This window comes from Candidatus Bathyarchaeota archaeon, from assembly GCA_026014735.1.
Classification (GTDB): domain Archaea; phylum Thermoproteota; class Bathyarchaeia; order Bathyarchaeales; family Bathycorpusculaceae; genus Bathycorpusculum.
The window spans coordinates 464969-483823 of sequence record JAOZHT010000002.1 but is presented as its reverse complement, the minus strand read 5'-3'; the positions used below and the strand labels follow the sequence as shown (position 1 = coordinate 483823).

General features: G+C 50.8%; 19 protein-coding genes. 8 read left to right on the top strand and 11 right to left on the bottom strand.

The features are described from left to right. The first annotated feature begins 168 nt into the window (after positions 1–168). Both glmS and NWE93_08275 read left to right on the top strand, forming a co-directional pair. A complete protein-coding gene (gene glmS, locus NWE93_08280; GenBank protein ID MCW4000223.1) occupies positions 169–1998 on the top strand; it encodes a glutamine--fructose-6-phosphate transaminase (isomerizing) in 1830 nt (609 codons plus the stop codon). Positions 1999–2034: 36 nt separating this feature from the next. Next, on the top strand, positions 2035–2178 hold the full coding sequence (locus NWE93_08275; protein MCW4000222.1) for a hypothetical protein: 144 nt from the start codon (positions 2035–2037) through the stop codon (positions 2176–2178). 205 nt (positions 2179–2383) lie between these two features. Here NWE93_08275 and NWE93_08270 read toward each other — a convergent pair whose 3' ends face one another. Both NWE93_08270 and fen read right to left on the bottom strand, forming a co-directional pair. After that, positions 2384–2827: a hypothetical protein gene (locus NWE93_08270; GenBank protein ID MCW4000221.1), complete on the bottom strand. Its 444-nt coding sequence runs from the start codon at positions 2825–2827 to the stop codon at positions 2384–2386. Positions 2828–3019: 192 nt separating this feature from the next. Further along, positions 3020–4048, bottom strand: a complete 1029-nt coding sequence (gene fen / locus NWE93_08265; protein ID MCW4000220.1) for a flap endonuclease-1 — start codon at positions 4046–4048, stop codon at positions 3020–3022. Between the two features lie 339 nt (positions 4049–4387). On the opposite strand from fen, the gene NWE93_08260 reads away from it, so the two are divergent. Beyond that, positions 4388–5206 (top strand): DUF2807 domain-containing protein, encoded by an 819-nt coding sequence (locus tag NWE93_08260; GenBank protein MCW4000219.1) that lies wholly within the window; start codon positions 4388–4390, stop codon positions 5204–5206. A 37-nt stretch (positions 5207–5243) separates the two neighbouring features. Here NWE93_08260 and NWE93_08255 read toward each other — a convergent pair whose 3' ends face one another. The 3 genes from NWE93_08255 to NWE93_08245 form a co-directional block, all read right to left on the bottom strand. Then, on the bottom strand, positions 5244–5576 hold the full coding sequence (locus tag NWE93_08255) for a metalloregulator ArsR/SmtB family transcription factor (GenBank protein ID MCW4000218.1): 333 nt from the start codon (positions 5574–5576) through the stop codon (positions 5244–5246). A gap of 65 nt (positions 5577–5641) precedes the next feature. Then, positions 5642–6349: an ArsR family transcriptional regulator gene (locus NWE93_08250; protein ID MCW4000217.1), complete on the bottom strand. Its 708-nt coding sequence runs from the start codon at positions 6347–6349 to the stop codon at positions 5642–5644. A 179-nt stretch (positions 6350–6528) separates the two neighbouring features. Beyond that, complete coding sequence (locus NWE93_08245; GenBank protein ID MCW4000216.1) at positions 6529–6702, bottom strand: hypothetical protein; 174 nt, start codon at positions 6700–6702, stop codon at positions 6529–6531. On the opposite strand from NWE93_08245, the gene NWE93_08240 reads away from it, so the two are divergent. Further along, on the top strand, positions 6693–6902 hold the full coding sequence (locus NWE93_08240) for a hypothetical protein (GenBank protein MCW4000215.1): 210 nt from the start codon (positions 6693–6695) through the stop codon (positions 6900–6902). The two genes, NWE93_08245 and NWE93_08240, sit on opposite strands and share 10 nt — an antisense overlap. Positions 6903–6928: 26 nt before the next feature. Here the strand turns inward: NWE93_08240 and NWE93_08235 are convergent, their stop codons facing one another. Together NWE93_08235 and NWE93_08230 are read right to left on the bottom strand one after the other, a co-directional pair. Then, positions 6929–7063 carry a hypothetical protein gene (locus tag NWE93_08235; GenBank protein MCW4000214.1) on the bottom strand — a complete coding sequence of 45 codons (135 nt, stop codon included), beginning with the start codon at positions 7061–7063 and terminating at the stop codon, positions 6929–6931. Between the two features lie 52 nt (positions 7064–7115). Continuing rightward, positions 7116–7775, bottom strand: a complete 660-nt coding sequence (locus NWE93_08230; GenBank protein MCW4000213.1) for a winged helix-turn-helix transcriptional regulator — start codon at positions 7773–7775, stop codon at positions 7116–7118. A gap of 124 nt (positions 7776–7899) precedes the next feature. Here NWE93_08230 and NWE93_08225 point away from each other — a divergent pair, with 124 nt between their 5' ends. The 3 genes from NWE93_08225 (at position 7900) to NWE93_08215 (ending at position 10378) form a co-directional block, all read left to right on the top strand. Then, the gene (locus NWE93_08225) at positions 7900–8268 is read left to right on the top strand and encodes a hypothetical protein (protein ID MCW4000212.1); all 369 of its coding nucleotides are present in this window, start codon (positions 7900–7902) and stop codon (positions 8266–8268) included. 117 nt (positions 8269–8385) lie between these two features. Then, on the top strand, positions 8386–8943 hold the full coding sequence (locus NWE93_08220) for a hypothetical protein (GenBank protein ID MCW4000211.1): 558 nt from the start codon (positions 8386–8388) through the stop codon (positions 8941–8943). Positions 8944–9214: 271 nt separating this feature from the next. Beyond that, positions 9215–10378, top strand: a complete 1164-nt coding sequence (locus tag NWE93_08215) for an archaeosortase/exosortase family protein (GenBank protein ID MCW4000210.1) — start codon at positions 9215–9217, stop codon at positions 10376–10378. Here NWE93_08215 and NWE93_08210 read toward each other — a convergent pair. Together NWE93_08210 and NWE93_08205 are read right to left on the bottom strand one after the other, a co-directional pair. Next, positions 10375–11148 (bottom strand): glycosyltransferase family 2 protein, encoded by a 774-nt coding sequence (locus NWE93_08210; GenBank protein MCW4000209.1) that lies wholly within the window; start codon positions 11146–11148, stop codon positions 10375–10377. The two genes, NWE93_08215 and NWE93_08210, sit on opposite strands and share 4 nt — an antisense overlap. 33 nt (positions 11149–11181) lie before the next feature. Beyond that, a complete protein-coding gene (locus tag NWE93_08205; GenBank protein MCW4000208.1) occupies positions 11182–12231 on the bottom strand; it encodes an NAD-dependent epimerase/dehydratase family protein in 1050 nt (349 codons plus the stop codon). A gap of 196 nt (positions 12232–12427) precedes the next feature. Between NWE93_08205 and NWE93_08200 the strand changes: the two genes are divergently transcribed. Beyond that, positions 12428–13507, top strand: coding sequence for a flippase-like domain-containing protein (locus NWE93_08200; GenBank protein ID MCW4000207.1), 1080 nt, complete (start codon positions 12428–12430; stop codon positions 13505–13507). Here NWE93_08200 and NWE93_08195 read toward each other — a convergent pair. Both NWE93_08195 and NWE93_08190 read right to left on the bottom strand, forming a co-directional pair. After that, on the bottom strand, positions 13504–15846 hold the full coding sequence (locus NWE93_08195) for a glycosyltransferase family 39 protein (GenBank protein ID MCW4000206.1): 2343 nt from the start codon (positions 15844–15846) through the stop codon (positions 13504–13506). The genes NWE93_08200 and NWE93_08195 overlap by 4 nt on opposite strands. Further along, on the bottom strand, positions 15833–18829 hold the full coding sequence (locus tag NWE93_08190; protein MCW4000205.1) for a glycosyltransferase family 39 protein: 2997 nt from the start codon (positions 18827–18829) through the stop codon (positions 15833–15835). The genes NWE93_08195 and NWE93_08190 overlap by 14 nt, the downstream gene beginning before the upstream one ends. Positions 18830–18855 lie beyond the last annotated feature (26 nt).

Below are 18855 nucleotides of genomic sequence, written 5' to 3'. Positions count from 1 at the left end.
GGGTTATTTCGGCGAAACTTGTGGTGCCAACCCAAAAGACTCAGGGAAAAAAGCGGCTAACCGCTAAAAAAAAGTTTTCAGTAGCCAAACTGAACTCTTAAAAATCCTTATTAGCAATCCACCGCTTCTGCCATAATCAACAGCAACTAAATCAAGGTTTTGAAATAAATGTGCGGAATATTTGGATGTGTTCTAAAAGAAGGCAACGCAGCCCCCCTTATTCATTCTTCTCTTAAACGGCTCGAATACCGCGGCTACGACTCCGTCGGCATCGCCACCCAAAGCGGCGGCAAAATCTTCATAAAAAAAGACCAGGGCAAAATCGATGAAGTCCACAAAATCCTCGACCTCGACGACTTACCCGGCGGCATAGGCATCGGACACACCCGCTGGGCAACCCATGGCGCACCCCTCAAAGTCAACAGCCACCCCCACCTTGACTGCACCGGCGAAATCGTCGTCGTCCACAACGGCATCATCGAGAACTTCATCGAGCTGAAAGCGGAACTCCAAAACCTCGGCCACACATTTGTCTCCAAAACCGACACGGAAGTTATGGCGCACCTCATCGAGGAAACCCTAAAGCAAAACCCCAAACTGTCCTTCGAGCAAGCCGTGCTTGAGAGCCTCAAACGCATCGATGGCTCCTACGCGTTTGCCATCCTATCGACTCGGGAACCTGGCAAAATTATCTGTGCCCGAAACGAAAGCCCCCTGGTGCTGGGCATTAACCACAAAGGCGTTTTCTGCGCCTCCGATATCCCGGCGTTTTTGGAGGTCACCAACAAAGCCGTCTTGATTAACAACGGCGAACTCGTCACCTTAACTGGCGAAGGCTACGAAATCAAACGGATCTGCGACGGCGCCGTCGTCACCCGTGACCCCATCACTGTCGAGTGGACTGCGGAGATGGCGGTTAAGCAGGGGTATCCGCATTTCATGATTAAGGAAATCCATGAGCAACCCGAAACGCTGCGCAACACCCTGCGTATTCAGGATCATTATCTGGATTTGCTCTCGACTTTTCTGGACCGCGCCAACGAAGTGTTCCTGGTTGCCTGCGGAACCAGCTACCACGCCTGCCTCGCAGCCTCCTACATGTTCAGCAAGCTGGCGTTTCTACCCACCTACCCCGTGTATGCCTCGGAGTTTTTGGAGCAGCATGGCAAATCCGTCAACATAGACAGCACCATCCTCGCCGTAAGCCAATCAGGCGAAACCGCCGACACCATAGCCGCGGTATCCTGCGCGCAGCAGCGTGCGGCAACCGTGCTGAGCTTAACCAACGTTATCGGATCCACGCTGACCCGCATCAGCCGAGTCTACATCGGCACGCAGGCGGGACCCGAAATTGGGGTTGCGGCAACAAAAACCTTCACCTCTCAGCTTTCAGTTCTGGCTCAGTTGGCGTTGAAGTTGGCTAAGAAAAGAGGCAAAGTTTCCCAGGATGAAATCGATAGCCTCGAAGAGAGCCTGCAAAAACTACCTGACATGACCGATGTCATCGTGAGTACGCAGGAAGAAAAAATCAAGCAGATCGCCAAGAAATACGTGAACAGCAAAGTCTTCTTTTTCTTGGGCAGAGGCATCAGCACCGCCACCGCCTTTGAGGGCAGACTAAAACTCATGGAAATCGCCTACATCCCCAGCATCGCGTTCCCCGCGGGCGAAAGCAAGCATGGCCCCATCAGCCTCATAGAAGACGGCTTCCCCGTCGTGTTCGTCTGTCCTCGAGATGATACGCATAGAACCGTCATCGGCAACATCATGGAGATGAAAGCAAGAGGCGCCCACATCATCGCCATAACCGAGGAAGGCGACCGGGAAATCCAGGATTTATCCGACGACTTCATCGAGGTCCCCAAAGGCATCCCCGCGGTGCTCTCACCCATCCCCTATGCGGTGCCCCTGCAGCTACTCGCGTACTATACGGCGCTGGAGAAGGGCTTCAACCCAGATATGCCCCGCAACCTAGCAAAATCGGTTACCGTCAAGTAACCCCCCTTTTCACATAATCCTTAAAGGCGACCGGTCATGAGCGACATCCTTGTGCAGGACGCAATCCTAAGCGCAACAACACTAAATGAATGCTCCACATGCAAGCATCCAAGAGGCAACCACCCAAACGACAAAAAATGCGCCGCCCAAGGCTGCACATGCCAAGCCTTCACCGAATAACCCTTTACCCGAACCATTTTTCCAGTGAAACCTTGCCCCTGCAGCTTTTGGCGGCCTAAACTGCGCTGGAGAGGGGGCTTCAACCCCGTCATGCTGCGGAACCTAGCGTAATTAGTTACTGTAAAATAACTCTTCTTTTCGCTTCTCTCTTCCTGACAACGCTCAATGACACAAAATTGAAGATTTATCATAGAAATGCTTGGATTTATGGGCTTGTTGGCTTTGTTGACTTATTTTTCCGATGCCTTCTAAAAAGTAGAAGCGCCATGATGACGATAATTACCAACGTAACCGGTATCAACAATAGCATGAAAGGAAAAGGCGCGCCTACATCTCCATGAATCTTGGTTAGCCAAGTTACGGTTTGCGGAGTAGCCCAATTGCCCGTTGTGTCGTTTGCATAGAGAGTTAGATTGTGATATCCAGAAGACTCGGCGTCATCAACATACTCGCCAGTTCCATTGACAGTTATGTTACTCGCCCCATCAATGCTATACCCTACCCATGAGACTGTGCCGTTTGATTGATAATTCAATTGAAAGAACACCAGTTGGCGGGCACCAACATCGAAAACAGTATCGTTTGTGGGAGAAAGAATGGAAATTGTTGGCGGTGTGTTGTTTTGTGCTTGCACGCCTTTAGTTATCATTAAACTTGTGCTCGAAATTAGTATTAGCAACAGAATTACGGCGTGATTCTTGTTTTTTTTATTCACAAATAGCTGTGAAGCGTGGCAGTGATATAAGCCTTCGTTTCCTCATAAACTAGGAAAACAAGCAACCAAAACCTGTAATGCGAACGCAGTCTCGGCTGGAACGCTGCCGATTTGGAGGCTTCAATCTCAGCCGAACCATTTTTCCAGTGAAACCTTACCCTTCGCCTTCTTGCTGCCCGCCGTCATCCGCTCCACCGCCTTCTTGACGCGTTCCTCCCCGAACTCCTTCTCCACCGACATAAACTCGACCAGCCCTGCCTCGTCGGGTGCGCGCCATTCAAGCTTGTAGTCGTCGGTGACTTTGGGATGCAGGAACTCCTGTCGGATTAGCTGGGGTTCGCAGGGGAAAGAGGCGTTTTTGATGGAGGGCAACGCGTTTTCGAGGGTGCCATGGGCGCGGATGAGTTTGAGGGCGGTTTTGGGTCCGATGCCCTCGATGCCGTCGGGGTTAAAGTCGGTGCCGATTAATATGCCGACGTCGATGAGTTGCTCATAGGTTAACTCGCATTCACCCAGCGCTTTCTTGAGCTCAACGATTTCAGGCACCACTTCGATGAAGGCTTTGCCGCGTCGCCGCCGCCCCGAAATGGTGACGTTACGCAGCAGCTTAGGCGCGCCGAAGAGCAGGCTGTCGTAGTCTTGGCTGGCGCAATAGTTCGCGTCGCCCTTGCGGTTCATGTACGCCGCCTGCGCTTCGCCTTCGCTGGGCGCCGCTATCCAGGGCAGCCCCATAAGCTCCAAAAGCCGCTTGCTATCCGGCACCATGTAGGGCTTCATGGTTGTCGCCATAGAAGCGTACATACGCATCTTTTCTGTGTCGCCGCTTGCCTGCGCCTTAGCGTACTGGACGGTGGCTTGGGCTTTGATTTGGTGGCGCCGCTCAACCTCTTTGGCTTTAAGGTCAGGGGCTTTGCCGTCGAAAACATAGACTGGTTTTATGCCCAATTCAACGAGGTTGGTGGTGCGGTAGAAGAGGCCGCTGAGGTGGCTGGTGATTTGGTCTTTGCTGTTCTTGAGGGGGGTGCCGTCGGGTTGGCGGATGATGCTGAGGAACTGGTAGATGGCGTTGTAGGCGTCTATGGCTATAATTTTGCCTGAGAGGTCTTCGAGTTTAACGGGGGTTTTCGGGATAAGGTCCTTGAAGTTTACGCCCAAAACGATTCCACAGAATAAGATAGGCTGAAGTGTACCTTAAGAGGTTTGCGAATTGACTTAAATCTTAAAAAGGAAACGCCGCTTACTGTGAATCGAGAAGGTATGTACCAAAAAGACGCGACGGTCGGTAAAAGGGGGCAAGTTACGATTCCTAAGCCTATTCGGGACGCCTTAAAATTGGCGCCTGGCACAATAGTCACCGTGCGCTTGGTAGACCAAGAAATTATCATAAAGCCCGCTAGGTCTTCCTGCCCAACCAGCTCTTAGCCATGCCCAGCGGTGAAGTATGCTGGGAAAGTTTTAAATCCACAGTTCAACGCAGAAGTATTAGGGGTAGTTATGGGTTATTGCTGGAAATGCGGAAGCAAACTCGACGAGGGCATGGCTTATTGCCCAAAATGCGGCGCCCAAGTCAAAACGCCAAGCGCCAACGCTTCTCAGCCGCCTCGACATGAGAGCCGCCCAATCGGATGGGTCTTCGGCATCGCTGTGGTGGCGGTGTTAGCGGCGGTAGTTGTTATCTTTGTTGCCCTGATCGCTGTGGGGGTTTTGCCCATTCTGACGGGGCCATTCAACGAAAGCCCATCGGGTAACCTGCAGACCCAGCAGATGGACCTCAGCGGCTTCTACGCGGTTGATGCAGGCTACGGGTTTGACGTAACAATCAAGCAGGGCAGCAACTACAGCGTCAGCGTAACCACAAACGAGAACATGATGCAGTATATCGACGCCAAGGTAGTTGGGCAGACCCTGCAAATCGGAGTCTCAGGCATCCATTGGCCCTCCACGCTTAAAGCAGAAATAACCATGCCTGACTTAACTGCGGTGTCGCTGTCAGGCGGAGCAAAAGCCAACGTTTCCGGCTTCAATTTAACCCACAATTTGAATGTTGACCTCTCCGGCGGCAGCAGAGTCACCATGACGGGGCAAGCCACAGCACTTACCGCAGAGGGTTCAGGCGGCTCGAATCTGATGCTGCAGAACTTGATGGTTAATGGTGCAGCCGTGGATTTGAGTGGGGGAAGCCAGGGAACAGTGTATGTTGATGGAGAATTGAATGCGAATTTGAGCGGCGGCTCCCACCTGTCCTATCGGGGCAACACCGTCTTGGGTAACATTAACACCTCCGGCGGCGCATCCGCAACCAAAGTACCATAAGCCACCTGAGCCCGAAAACCACCTCAAGCATGGTGCTCTAGGGATATTTGTTTGCCAACTCGTTTCTTTGGTTAAGCTGCTCTTTTAGGACTTCTCGGAGCATGTCGCAGGCTTGGCTGATTTTTGGGCTGGCGACGCGGTAGTAGATGTTTGAGGCTTTTTTGCGGGTTTTAACGATGCCGCCCTGCCGCAGGATAGCCAGATGCTGGGAGAGGTTAGATTGGTTGGCGCCCGTGTATTCGACGAGTTGATTGACTGTTTTTTCGCCGTCTCTAAGGTAATGTAGCGCGGCGAGTCTGAGTGGATGAGCAAGGGTTTTGGAGACCTGCGCCTGCATCTCGTAGAGGGTCAAATCAAGTTTTTCGGGCACCATTTGCACCATTAGGATATTCTAACATGCTTCTGATTTAAACACTTGCATGCCAGGCAGCCCAGTCAAACACGGTTTCCCCGATCCCAAAAGTAACAGAACAAATCCTTAACCCACTCATGAAACCCAGAGGCTTCCCCAAAAAAGCATGTGTAATCCACTTTTCCGTCTATAAGCCGAAAACACACCGCTGCCTGCTTCTCGGTGAGCGCCAAAATCAGGGGCGGCTCGGAAAGGGTTCGGTTCTCGATGTTGGGAAGCTTCATGTAGGGCTGCGGTGACATAACGCGGTATTGGGCGCCCTTGGGGATCTCTTTGGATATGTCCTCAAGAGACTGGAAGAGCGGCTCCGGCGAGATAGCCCACATGAAATATTTTGCCTGACCAATCATGTTGGAGATTTTTGTGGTGCTTTCAACCATCCCTGAGAGAAAAGTTGCCTGCGAAAGAATCTCTAAACGCATAATGAACTTAGCCGGCAAGCATTGCACGTCATGGGTTAAGAAGAACTGTTTGTTTTTGAGCAGAAAACCCAGCGGCGAAGAAAACCCCAATACGAGTTTGCCGTATTCGGTGATGGCGTAGGTGCCTTCAGGCTGCTTTCTGGCCAGGGAGGCTTCGCTGAGGCGCTGTAGCTGCCGGAAGGTTTCGGTGGTGGATAAGTCAAGGTTGCGTGAGAGGTCATTCATTTTGCAGTCTTTCTCTTTTAGCGCCTCAAGGATGCTTAGTCTGCTTTCGCTGGCAAGCTCATAGAATAATCGTTCAATCTCCAAGGTACCCACGCATCTCACAGTGCTAACGTTTTCACACTATTGTACAGGTATGCACAACATAAGCAAATAAAGGTAATCACCTTCGCCCCCCATCCTGCTTGAGGGGAAAAAATGAATCAAAACAATGAACGATTCTTCTCGGTGGAGCTGCATCAAAGGCAGAGCTTAAAACCCTCACGTTATCCAACGGCTCGGGCGGGGAAGTTCTCGTTGAGGGCAACTTGGGCGAGCCCTTGCATGCTGAAGTCATCGAGGGCACCCTCTTGGAGGTCACTGGGAAAGGTGGCACCCTTCGAGTGGACCTTTAGCCGCGGCGAACTAAAGGGGCTGGAGGTGAAAAACGGTGGAAGCACTTAGAATCATCGTCTACATCGTGGTTGCAGTGCTTGCCATAGCAGCGGTTAAAACGGCGCTGCCCAACCAGACGGCAAGCAAACCCTGCCTTTTAGGCTACAGGGCTGCCTGCTCGTTTACGCCGGTAAGCACCCTAATCTTGGTTGCCGCCGCGGTGGCTCTCTTTGTTGCTATAAATAGAGGGGGGGTAGGTCAGTGAGAGCAACAGCAACTGCCCTATTAAATTTACAGAAAAAGCTCCACCACATATAGAGAATTCACTGTCAAATTGGACTTAATCGATAGCATCCTGGCCTGTATGTCTCCGCGGCGTCGCTCCAAAGCAACGTAGGCACCCACCAAAACGCCTAAAGCAACCATTATGAACCCACACAAGCATCAACCCAACATTAACCATCCCGTTTGCCTCAGCCTAAATCTTAAGTTGACCGCATAAATCAAGGATTGCCCGCCCCATACCGTCGCTGGCTAGGCTGTAGCGGACGTTAACGCCCACTTTCTCCGCGGTCACCAGCCCCGCCTCTTTAAGCTGGTTCATCTGATATGTTAGCGCCTGCGATGTGACGCCGAGGCTATCGGCGATGTCGCGGTGCAGGGTGGGCCCGTTTTGGGCTAAAATATGCAGGATCTGGGCGACGGTGCTATGGCGCATCAGGGACACAAGCTGCACGTCGGTTTCTTTGTAGGTGGCACGTTCAAAGTACCGTTTGCTCTGCCCATCGGTTATGCTGCAGACTAAGCCGGCATGCTCCAGCACATAGAGATGATACTGCACCACCCCCACTGACAACCCCAAACCGCCTGTGATTCCACGGAAATGCACGCCGGGGTTCTGTAGGATGTAACAATAGATTTGGCTTCGGGTCGGCTGCTCAAGGGGATTTGATGTGTTGCCCTGCAAGCCTGCGCCGACGATTAAAGGAATCGACGCTGAAAGCTGCAGTTGCCCTGGATGCTCTGCCCCGGGGAGGGGAAAAGCGGTGGGGCTGGAGGCTGCCGCTGTGAAGCAGACTGAGCATGCAAGCAGCGCAAGCAGTAATGCGAAGGCTGTTTTTTGGTTCAAGCGAATCAAGCAAAAGTTTCCGCATTGGGCTATTTATCATATTCTGTAAACAGCTGTACTAATACTGCGGGGTAAATTGCTGTACCAGAAAACCTTTCTTAAACCAGACCCTAATCAACCCAGAGGAATAACGATGTCTGAAGCGCAGGTGCAAAAGAAGAAACGGCGAAAGCAGCAACTCACCGCCCTTGAGCAGCTCCAGGAAGAAACCGCAGTTCAAAACGCTGCCTCAGTCACAGAGGCACTTGATGAACTTAAAGCGCAGGGTGTCGATCTTGACATTCAGGTTTGCCCCCGATGCAAAAGCCCTCGGGTTCGGCGTGCGAGAAGCCAGGGCGGGGACATGTGGGCGCATTTGGGGATGCTGCCGCCGAGTTATGAGTGCCCGGACTGCGGCTGGCAGGAGCGGGTGGTTTTGAAGGCAACCAATAAGCCGTTGACGGTGCGTGAGGTTGAGTTGATTCGGGAAGCCATGGAGATAGGTGATGGCGAGACTAAGTAGTGTGACGCGGCTACAGGGCTGTTCTGGTGTGGGTTTGCCAAGTATCAGGGCGTAGGGTATCGTAAAGGATAAGTTAAGGTGTATCCTTATAGTTATAGCCGGCTATAGGTGTCTTGATTGGTTAAGGCTGCACTAATCACTCCCGCATATCTATCCGTAGCTTGGGCCTTAATGGTAAGCTACCAAATCTTCACTGAAACAGCCGTCGAAACAGTTCTGGGTTCACTCACCCTCTACGTACCCTTTGCCGGGTTATGGCTGGGCTCCCACATCGACATGGTGGTCTTCGTCTACTCTTTTGCTTGGGTGTTTGTTTTATCCTCCATCATTCCCGTCCTCATTTTAGGCAAGGAACGCAGCGTCTTTGTTCAGTTCATCGTCTGCCTAGCCATGGCGCTCTTAGGCTTTATCCTCGTTGACTTCTTCAAAACCGCCTATAACTTTGACCTCTCAAACTCCGCCGTAATTCTCTCCAACCCCTACACATGGATGTTTAGCAACATTTTCTTCGCCATATTTTACCTCTCCCTACCCTACATATTCATGCTAGCTATAGATTATCGTGGCCGCAGAAAAAATAAATCACAGCAGGAACATGTAAAGCAAATAACCAAAGAATACTTCGACAAACAACAAACGCAATCAACGCAGCCGCAAACTGCTCCGCCCGCATAACTTCGTTAATTTTCTTTAAAACAAGCAACCGCCCTTTTGGCTTAAAAGAAAGTCTATGATAAAAAAAGAGGAGAAGATGACAGGACTCCGGTTTTTTATTGGGCGAAACCCGTTGTCGAATCAAAACTCTATTTTCTGCTATTTACAAAGCAAAAAGCCGATGGAGCCAGAACTATAATAGCAAAAAATATGCTTAGGCCATGTTATCTTCTCAATCAATGCCTTTTTTTAGCAAAAACATAAAAGCAAACTTGGCGCCCATAGGTAACTTATGAAGTGGGCAAGGTTCAACAAACTCTGGTTCCAACTCGCTCTGCTTATACTGATCATCACGCCCATTCTTATGCTTGCAGTTCTAGACTACGGTAACATCGAAGGCTACAAGTACCGCTATAACGGCGAGGATGGCTCTTTTGAACCCTGGAGCAACACGTACTTTGATCAAAACTTCACTTTCGACCTCACATGGAAAGGCAGAATGTTCTACTCCATATTCGCATGGTTTTTGGTTGTTGAAACCGCTTTAAGCTGGCGAACCGTTGTTGACAATAAACCGGCAAACCGCAAATTAATGGTTGCTTCGCTTGCCTGCGCGTTGATTCCCACGGTCTTCGTTTTAGCAGTTAACTTCTTCGGTTTAGATTTAACGATACTTAAAGAGGGCCTCAACTTAGGGCTGCCTGCAATCAACGCTCAAAATGAACCCTCTGATTTTCTGCACCTGCAGTGGCCGCTTTCAATCGAATACACCGTTTTCTTCTTCTGCTTCTTAGCAGCCATTCTTTTAGCCTACAAAATAAAGGGTTTGAAGACCTTCAGCATTTCGCTGGCTGTCTTGGGCGCTATGGCGGTAGCCTATATGCTTGATACAATCTACCCCTTCGGTGTATTCCGTCCCCTCCAAGAAATGACTCTTCCCACAGCAGCTACAACTGCGGCGCTCTTTGACGTTTTAGGCTACACTGTTCAACTAAATTATCCCTATCACCTCGGCGAGTCAATGCTTCCACAATTAACCGTTGGATTAGGCAGCAATACCACCAGTGTCGCGATAGCCTGGGCATGCGCGGGAGTCTACAGCCTGCTCCTCTACGTTTTGATAATTCTGCTTTTCTTCAAGCGCTCCAGCATTACAGCATTTAGAAAAGCGATGTACTTCTTTATCGGGTTATTTGGAACCTTCATGGCTAACGTGCTGCGGATATACATTATTATAATCATCAGGCTAAACGATGGAGTCGATGCGGGAATGGTGTTCCATAACACCTACGGTGAGCTTTTCGGGTTCTCCTTCATCTTTGGCTTCATCTTGGTGATTGTCTGCATAGAAAGGTTCTCTTTAATCGAAAGAACCCTAGTAGGCGTCAACTGGGTGGGTTCAAGCCTGAAAAGAGAGAAGCCCACGCCATCACAGCAAGAAATGGAAGCTGACTAAGCTTTACTTTTTTGTTCCCTGCGCACCGCACGCAATGCGCGAAACTCCGAGAGGATCACCTTGGGCATTTTCTTAACACTGTAAACTCGGCTTCCTCCCGCTCGGTCTCGGTAAGTAATGGGGATTTCGACTATTCGGTAGCCATTCATTGACATGCGCGCTGTGAATTCTAGCCAAAAATTGTAGGGTGAATATTTGATTTCCCCGCAGATTTCATGGGCTAAATCAACCTTCATCAGCCGCATCACGCTTGTAACGTCTTTGCATTTGACTGGAAACATTACTCTCTCCAGCAACTGTAGCCCCCGCGAAAGCAACTTGCGGTAGGGCGGCTCCCGCCTCGCCATACGTCTACCCATAACTATATCGGGGGAGTCCCGCTGCATGATGCTCCACAGCTTAAAGAAATCATCTGGCTCATACTGACCGTCAGAGTCAACCGCCACGACATAATCATAGTCGGCCCCGCTTATGTTTAGGAATGCATCCCGCATTGCCCGGGGGTAACCCTTTCGGGCAGGTGTCATCTCTGCATGCAGTCCACTAAATTCCCGTTTCAGTTCTCTGAGCACATTTTTGGTGCCGTCTGTGCTGCCGTCCTCAAAAACCCAGGTGTCCACGTTGCCCATTTTTGACTCGATTTTCTCATGGATTTCTCTCACCGTGTGCCTGATGGTGTCGGCTTCGTTATACACGGGCATAATTAACGCTATTCGTTCACCGGAGATTGAAGGAGCAGCAATGACTTGTTCAAATTTGGGGTCCATCATTTTGCCTCTTCTAGTTACTGAAAATGGGCGGCGCTATCGTTCAACCAGCGCCTTCTCCAAGTTAGCCTTGACCGCTTCGACATCATGGTTTGCAATGTACCACTCGATTGTCTTCTTGAAGCCTTCTTCGTAGGAAACCTTTGGGGACCAATCCAGCAGTGCACGTGCCCTATCTAGGTCGGCGGCGCGTGAGGTAACTCCCTGCGGCTTGCTTAAATCCCGCTGTATACTCTTTGGCTTCCAGCCGGCAAGGTCAAAGACGAGGTCAGCAGCCTGGTTTATGGTCAAGCGGTCGCTGCGTCCAGCATTCACCGCTGTGCCATCCTCAATTTTCTGAGACGCCAAAACCAGGGCATCCACGATGTCTTGGACATACGTGAAGTTGCGGTCCTGTTCGCCGCTGCCCCAGATGCTGTAGGGATCCATTTTTATGAATGCCTTCGCGATTAAGGCCACAATTGCATGGGTTTCGTTTTCTCGGGGGCCATAGGCTGTGAAGATTCTCACCGAGGCTGTTTTCATGCCGAATTCTCTATGGTAGGCCCTGAGAGCCATTTCCCCCATAAGCTTCGCCCAACCGTACTCTAAGTCAGCAAAGGCTTTATCGCGGACAAAGGGGTCTGCGTCTGTTTCTTTAAGCAGATACTTAGACCCTGCCTGCTCCTGCAGATACGAGGGGTAAATGCATGCTGAGCTTGCAAAGCATACTCGATCAACCCCTGCCCTGCAGGCTTCCTCAAAAACCAGCTGGTCTAGTATCATGTTTGAGGAGCATTCAGCGGGGTGCGTATCTATGTATCCTCTTCCCCCATGGAGGGCTGCAAGGTGAAAAACCACGTCGACGCCGTCTACCATGTGCCGTGTGAAGTTGCGGTCTTTGAGGTCCCCCCGGTAAACAGTTAGGTTTTTGTAAACCCATTTGTCTACGTTTTTCTTTGTAAAGGGGTACTCTAAATTTTCTAGCTTTCCACTGGAGAAGTCGTCAGCTGCCACCACATCAGCGCCGGTTTTTAGGAGTGTGTCAACTAGGTGGCTGGCGATGAAAGATGCTCCGCCTGTCACCAAGATTTTTTTATTTTTCATGCTTCTGGGTACACCGCGGTTAAACTACCATTCTTCTACCGTTTTCTTTTTATGCTTTTCCAAAGATACGCTAAAAAAATTGTTGCGGGTAAATTTTTTATATTAATCAAGACATGGCAAAACAGATTTTTTACGCTATTTTATTAAGGAGAAGTGTAGGATAAAAGTAACTGGCTGCAATGACGGCGTGGATAGGATGAGTGAACAGAACAGCGTACCTGGGCCAGAGAAGCGGGGGATACGGGGCCGCATACGCATGCGGACTGTTATCCAGCTCGTCGTCGGCGTCGCCATTCTGCTTTGGCTGCTTCAACTAGCAAACATCGGCGAAACCTTCAATGCTATACTGCAAGCTAACCTCCTCTATCTCATGGGCGCCGCAGTCTGCTTCATCTTAGCTTCTGCCCTAGTTGGCCTTGCCCTCTATGTTCCCCTAAAAGAATCAAACCCCCACGCCTCAATAAGCAGAGTGGTACTTGCCAGCTTCGGCGGACAATTGCTCAGCGATGTAACACCAGCCCGTTCAGGCTACTTCATAACGCCGGTTTTCGTTAACCGATTAGCCGGCATCCCCGTTGAGCAGGGAATGACTGGGGTTCTGGCAACAGGCAGCATAAACGCCCTGCTTAAGGCAGTGATATGCAGCGTAGGCTTAGGCTACTTCATCACGTTTCTGCCTCTTCCCGCAGCGGTGGTGGATTCCTTGATTGTCGGCATCGCGGTGCTGCTGATTGGGGGGTCGGTGCTGCTTTTGCTTATGTGGGAGAAGCGGATGTCACGGTTTGTTTTGAAGCTTGAGAAGCTGCCCTTAATCGGAAAGAAACTAGGCGTCTTCACAGGCATGTTTGCTGACGTTCAAAAAGAAGGCCAAAAAGTTAAGCGTTCACTTATCGCGGTGGCTCTGCTGATTTTTCTCTCTTTGGCAGTTAACGCTGCTGCCCTGTACCTTATTTTTGGCGGTTTATGGCAAAGTTCCCTTAGTTTGCTTGATTTCTTTCTAATGGCCTGTTTTGCTTCAGCGTTGACGTATGTCCCGATAACTATTGCGGGTTTAGGCGTGCAGGAAACGGGTTATGTGCTTGTGCTTTCGCTTCTGCTGGGGCTTCCGTTAACGGCGGTTGATCCGCGGCTGCTTGCGTTCGCGTTGATAACCCGCGCCTTGTTTACGGGCACAGACATAATTGGGCTGGGTCCACTGATTAAAGTCGGGTTGAAGCCGGATGCGGCTAAAACGTCGCCGCTTTCAGGTTTAAATCGAAAGCTCCCTGATGTTTAAGTTGCCTTAGCCGGGCCTTCTATGAACTCTACGTTGACTGTGACGTTGAAGGGCGTTTGGAAGCTGCTGGCTTTGTCAACCACTCGGATGGTGAAGTATCCGGCTTTGTCGATTCCCCAGTTAAAGCTGGCAGTGCTGTTGCCTGCAAGCCCATACTCAGAGTTTGCAACCATAAAATTGTAGGGGTTATCAACTACGTAGGTGTCTATTAATCCGGTCCAAAGATGCAATTCGATGGGGTGGCTGCTGAATGCAGAGGCAGTTATGTTTAAGCCACGGTATTCAACGGGAATAGGCAGGTAGAACTCGCCCTTGTATGGATAGCAACTGTCGGTAACTGTGACGTTAACTGAAAACTGCCTCAGCGGATAAACAAGACCTCTCCGGGCGAAGTCTTCAGTTATTGTTTGCGTATCTACGGGTCCAACATGGTAAACTGAGGTGCCGTTGGCGCCAACAAAAACCAGTGGAAGAAAACTTGCGGTGCCCAGATACTTGGTGAGGATACACAAGTCATAGGCGGGGGGCATCCTGATATCGGTTGGGCCTGCCCAGGGAACACTCAACACGTAGCCGACGCCTCTGCCTTCCAGAAACGCCAATGCCTCCTCGATGCCGCTCATATGGTAGAGGGGAGCTGACTCGTTTCCGTCTAGCGGCAGTATGCTGCGGTTTAGGTAGTACCCTTTAATGTCAAAGGTTGCGATGCGGGTGTTTGCGGGTGTGTTTTGGTTGATCCATTGCCAGGCGTCGCCTTCCTCGAATACATGCGACAGGTAGGCTACTTTGGTTTCGCCAGGTTGAACCAGCGGCTTAACGGTGTTAGCGTAGGGCAACATAACTGCACCGAGGAGAACCACGGCTAAAACGAAAAATGCTGCGGGGATGATTTTAGGCAGCTTGAATCGGTTGGGGATATTCGTGAATCCGTAGGCGAAAAGCACCGCTAAAGCGGGCAGCGCAATGATTAGGTACCGTGGAAACGCAACGTGGAACGCCATAACTGCAACGCTGACCAGCAGCAGGTAAAGGGGCAGTGCAACGCGGAGGTTCCTGCGTGGCCTGTAAAAGGTGAAAATTGCTGTGCCTGCAACCAGGAGCACGGCGCCTGCCTTGTAGAGGGTAGTGGTCCAGTGGTAGAGGGGATCTAAGGCGTAGTGCTGGAAATGCTGGGTTGTGGAGCTTAAGAGCAGGGGGTCTAGATATTTTCCTATACCGAAGAATGGGTAGAGGGGGTTGCCGAGCAAAAGCAGATTGCGCAGGTACCAGGGGAAAATGATGGCTAAACCCAAAGCGGCAAGGGGAGCAGCCTGCTTTAAACTTATTTTCTTATGTAAAGCGTATATAAGAAAAATGCCGATGGCTGCTAATCCAATGTAGCTGGTGAGGGCTGCAAAGGCACCGAACAGCACGCCTGACGCCTCATACTTTTTTGCTTCGCCGGGACCTGCGGTCTGAGCCCTAAAGAAGAAGTAGGCGCACAACGTCATCATCAACGTCAACGCCATAAGATAGGTTTCCTCGATGAAGAGCATCCAGAAGAACGGAACAAGGGCTAATGCGGCAACCGCGAGAAACGAGTAGGTGCGGTTTGCGGTGAATTGCATCGCGAACTTGTAGGTGACCAAAAGTATTGTCAGGCTGAAAATCGGGGACAGCAACCTATAGTAGAAGTCGTTGGCGCTGCCTGCGAGGGTGTAGAGGGAAGCTGCGGTAAGTTGCATGCCCGGCGGATAGGCTGCGCTCATCTCTATGCCTATTGAGGGGCCAGCGATGAGGGGGATGTGGCTGTTCTGGAAGATTAACCGTGCATAGTTGACGCCGTAGGCGAGTGAGTCCCATTCTGTAGCTGGAAGCGCCAGTGCGCTGTAGGTGGAGGCCACGATGAGTACGCTGATTATAGCGAGCAGAAGCAGGTGCTGATTGTTTATTTTAGCGGGCTTAAGGTTTGAGGGGCGAAAGGCGATTTTTGGTCTGTAACCGCCCACATATGCGGTGATGCTTAAGGCGATAAAGAGGGCTAGTTGAGTGGAGAGTACCGATAGGAAAGTTATCTCCCAGAGAACGCCCAGGCAAATTGTGGCTAGGAAGGTTAAACCGAACCCTAAGCCCACCGTCATTATTGCTCGTTCAGCCGCGCCTATTTTTGTGTGGTTAAGACTGATGGAGAGGAGAAACCCGTTTGCTAATATGAACAGTATGCCCAGCCAGCCCGCGTCGAAGGGAACGGTAGCCGGTTGGTCCTGCATTGGGTTTCTTAAGCCAATCACATAAAGGATGACCGACAAGGCAGCGGCGATTATGGCTGCTGACAGCAACTTAGAGTTAAGGTTGACCATACTCTCCCAATCCTTTGTATGTAACAAATTTTTGGTTGGGTCCAACAACCATGTTTATTGAGATGTCAACTTTTGCGTTGTTATCCCAAGGCTCCCTAAACACCAGTATCACCGTGTAATAATCCGGCTTGGTTACGTTCCAATTTAAGGTCGGGTTGATTACTTCAAAAGCGGTGGAGTTAGGTGAGCGGATAGCTAGGCCATGGTTTATCCACCAGCCCGTAGTCTCCGAAGGCTGAATTAACCCCTCAAACACTTCAATAACCATGCTTTTACCGTATGTGTTAGTTACAAGTTGTAGCGTGTTGTTTTGGGCTATTTCAGGAAGATAAATGAATAGTGAATTTGGAATCGTCAGGTTCGTCAGCGACATATTCAGCGTAGAGTTCGTGTAGGCTACTGCGGTTCTTTCTTTTACGGTTGCGTATGGTGAAGCCTCGATTTTGCTGACAACAAAATCCTGGTTGAATGCATATAGACCTAACTCAACGAGGCCTATTCTTGAAAGGGGCACAAGGAACTCGTAGGTTTTCCAGTTGCCCGTGTTTGTTTTCTGTATGGATACAAGCTCACTCCAGAGCAGCGAGTCGGGATTAAAGATATTTACGTATAATGCGTCCTTGCCCACATCTAAGTAAGTGATTTTTACGGTGGTTAAGTCCCGTGTGGCAACAAAAAGTCGGGCGGAGTCATTGTTTGCTAGGACTGATTGGGTTTGTATGCCGCTAATTGCTCGGGGCACGCTCCATCCGTGTTGGTTAATGGAGATGGTGGTTTTTGAATTGTTGGTTATGGGCGAATCGAAGGGGCCTACGTTGTAGATAGCGAGGTTTGAGTTGTTGCTAAAAATAGTTGGGAAGTAAAGGGAAGAACCCAGATATTTTGTCATTGGCAGGATGCTGAAGTGATCTCTTGCCCATTCCACATCCACAACTATAGTCACGTTATTTTTTCGTAGAAACTGCAGCATAAGTTCTGGATCAGTGATATGGTAGAGGTCGCGTGCTTCCCAACTGTCAAGGTAGAAGAAGTAGTCGTTGCTACAGTTTTTAACGTAGTACAGTTGGTTTTCTATGGTTGCGACTTTTTGTCCCGCTGATACGTTGGCGTTGATGTATTCCCAAGCTTGCACCTGCGGAAAGAGCCTGTTAAGCACCGTCCAGGTGTCAGCGTTTGGATGCTTTAAAAGCCACAAGTAATCCGCAGGCACCTCATTATTGTGGTCTTCTTCATACACCTTCCCGCCCATAACCAACGTTAAACTTGGAAAGATGAATGCACTCAGAAGAACAGCGACGAGGCCTAACCTGATTATGTTGCTTTTGCGTAGGCTAAGCAGGCGATGCTTAACCACTCTGAACCGCTTTTCCGCTGCCTGGCTATCCCATTGTTTACACATGTCCAGCGTTTTTATTATTGGCAGCGCAGTCAGCAACGCGAAGCCGGGCATAGCGAAAACCAAGTGGTGGGGAAACCCCCATGAGATGCCGCTTAACACCAGCGCGCTCAGAGATAGGGGCCAGATAGCCAAAAGCCAGAACTTTTTATTCATGGTTGGAAGCAGCGCGACCGCCAGTAGGGTGAAGAGTGAAATAGCTGGGAAACTGGTGCGGTACGTCAAAAACGTCATCACTTGGTCGAATGCTGTGGCGTTAACTTCTCCGAAGACGCTGTTGGCGGCTGAGTTCTTGATGCCGTTAACGGTGGTGTTCATTATCAGGGGGTCTATGTTGACTCCGCCCAGCACCGTGTAGGCGTTAGGGTAAATTGGGTTGCCTACGACCACTGCGTTGCGGGCGTACCAGACGCCGCCGACCAGCAGCACCGCAAAAAGAAAAACCGCTGTTTTTTTCATGTTTAGTTTGAAGAGGCTTCTATGTTTGAGGAACTGGTAGACCAGCGCAAATAGGAAAAACGGCGCCATATACAACGCGATATAAGAGGTTAAGGCGGCAAACCCCAGAAACACACCGCTTGCCACCCAGTATTTCATGTTGCCCCTAAATATGCCCAGCAGCACAAACAAAACCGCCATAGTGCAGAAAAACGTGAGCGTCGAGTAGCTTGTCGCGTAGATGGAGTAGCGGAAAAACAGGGGGGTAAGCGCCAGGAAAAGCGCGGCTAGAAGCCCGAGTTTTCTGCCGTGGAGGACCTCCCCGATTTTGTAGGTTGCGGCAACCGCAAGCAGCCCCATCACCGGTGGTATGGCGCGGAGATAGAAGTCTTCGACTGCGCCGATTTGGGTGTAGTAGAAGGCGCCAAGAGCCGGGAAGAGGGGTGGAAAGTTTGCGCTCATCTGGATGCCGATGGAGGGGCCCGCTAGGACGGGGAGGGCGTGGTCGCGGTACGTCATGGTTGCTACGGCGGCGTGGTAGACGGTGGCGTCCCAATGCACGACGGCTGTGAGGAGCGCGTGGTAGAAGACCAGAAAGAATATGGCGGCGACTGCGAGGGCGGCGGGGAGCCAGAATTTGGGGTTTGGCGGCAGCTTGAATTGGAGGCGCAGAGCGAAATGGGGTATGAGGGGTAGCTTCTGGCGGCGTCTTCGGTAGAGCAGGGCAGCCGCTGAGACTGCGCCGGCAAGCAGAATTGCAAGGTTAAGGGGCGCCGCATAGAGGTTGCCGGCGATGCCCAATATGATGGTTACTAAGCCGGTGAGGCCAAAACCCAAGCCGACGGAGGCGACCAGTTTGAGGACAAAATCTTTTTCGTTGCCTAGCAGCAGCTGCCCCCAGAGTAGCCCAAGCGCCAAAACCTCCAGGGTTGCCAGCAGAGCCCACGGCACCCCCACGATGGCTACCGGCGTATAGGTGACTTGTGGCTTTAGCATCCACGCGGAAACCTGATCCAGCGCATCCAGCCAGTTCTGGTTGATGAAGACGTAGACGAGCCAGGCGCACGCTAAGAAGGTCACGATCATCAGGGGAACCGTTAAGTCCACCCTGGATTCGTTTGGCGGGTTTGGGGCGGATTGGTTTTCCACGCTGTATCCTCAGGGGTTGGTTGCTT

What these genes read in the sequence shown, in the direction of transcription:
- NWE93_08225 (MCW4000212.1), top strand. Translation starts at nt 7,900, where the DNA reads ATGTCTGAAGCGCAGGTGCAAAAGAAGAAACGGCGAAAGCAGCAACTC.
- glmS (MCW4000223.1), top strand. Translation starts at nt 169, where the DNA reads ATGTGCGGAATATTTGGATGTGTTCTAAAAGAAGGCAACGCAGCCCCC.
- NWE93_08205 (MCW4000208.1), bottom strand. Translation starts at nt 12,231, where the DNA reads ATGAAAAATAAAAAAATCTTGGTGACAGGCGGAGCATCTTTCATCGCC.
- NWE93_08260 (MCW4000219.1), top strand. Translation starts at nt 4,388, where the DNA reads ATGGGTTATTGCTGGAAATGCGGAAGCAAACTCGACGAGGGCATGGCT.
- NWE93_08275 (MCW4000222.1), top strand. Translation starts at nt 2,035, where the DNA reads ATGAGCGACATCCTTGTGCAGGACGCAATCCTAAGCGCAACAACACTA.
- NWE93_08210 (MCW4000209.1), bottom strand. Translation starts at nt 11,148, where the DNA reads ATGATGGACCCCAAATTTGAACAAGTCATTGCTGCTCCTTCAATCTCC.
- NWE93_08215 (MCW4000210.1), top strand. Translation starts at nt 9,215, where the DNA reads ATGAAGTGGGCAAGGTTCAACAAACTCTGGTTCCAACTCGCTCTGCTT.
- NWE93_08235 (MCW4000214.1), bottom strand. Translation starts at nt 7,063, where the DNA reads ATGGTTGCTTTAGGCGTTTTGGTGGGTGCCTACGTTGCTTTGGAGCGA.
- NWE93_08195 (MCW4000206.1), bottom strand. Translation starts at nt 15,846, where the DNA reads ATGGTCAACCTTAACTCTAAGTTGCTGTCAGCAGCCATAATCGCCGCT.
- NWE93_08200 (MCW4000207.1), top strand. Translation starts at nt 12,428, where the DNA reads ATGAGTGAACAGAACAGCGTACCTGGGCCAGAGAAGCGGGGGATACGG.
- NWE93_08270 (MCW4000221.1), bottom strand. Translation starts at nt 2,827, where the DNA reads ATGATAACTAAAGGCGTGCAAGCACAAAACAACACACCGCCAACAATT.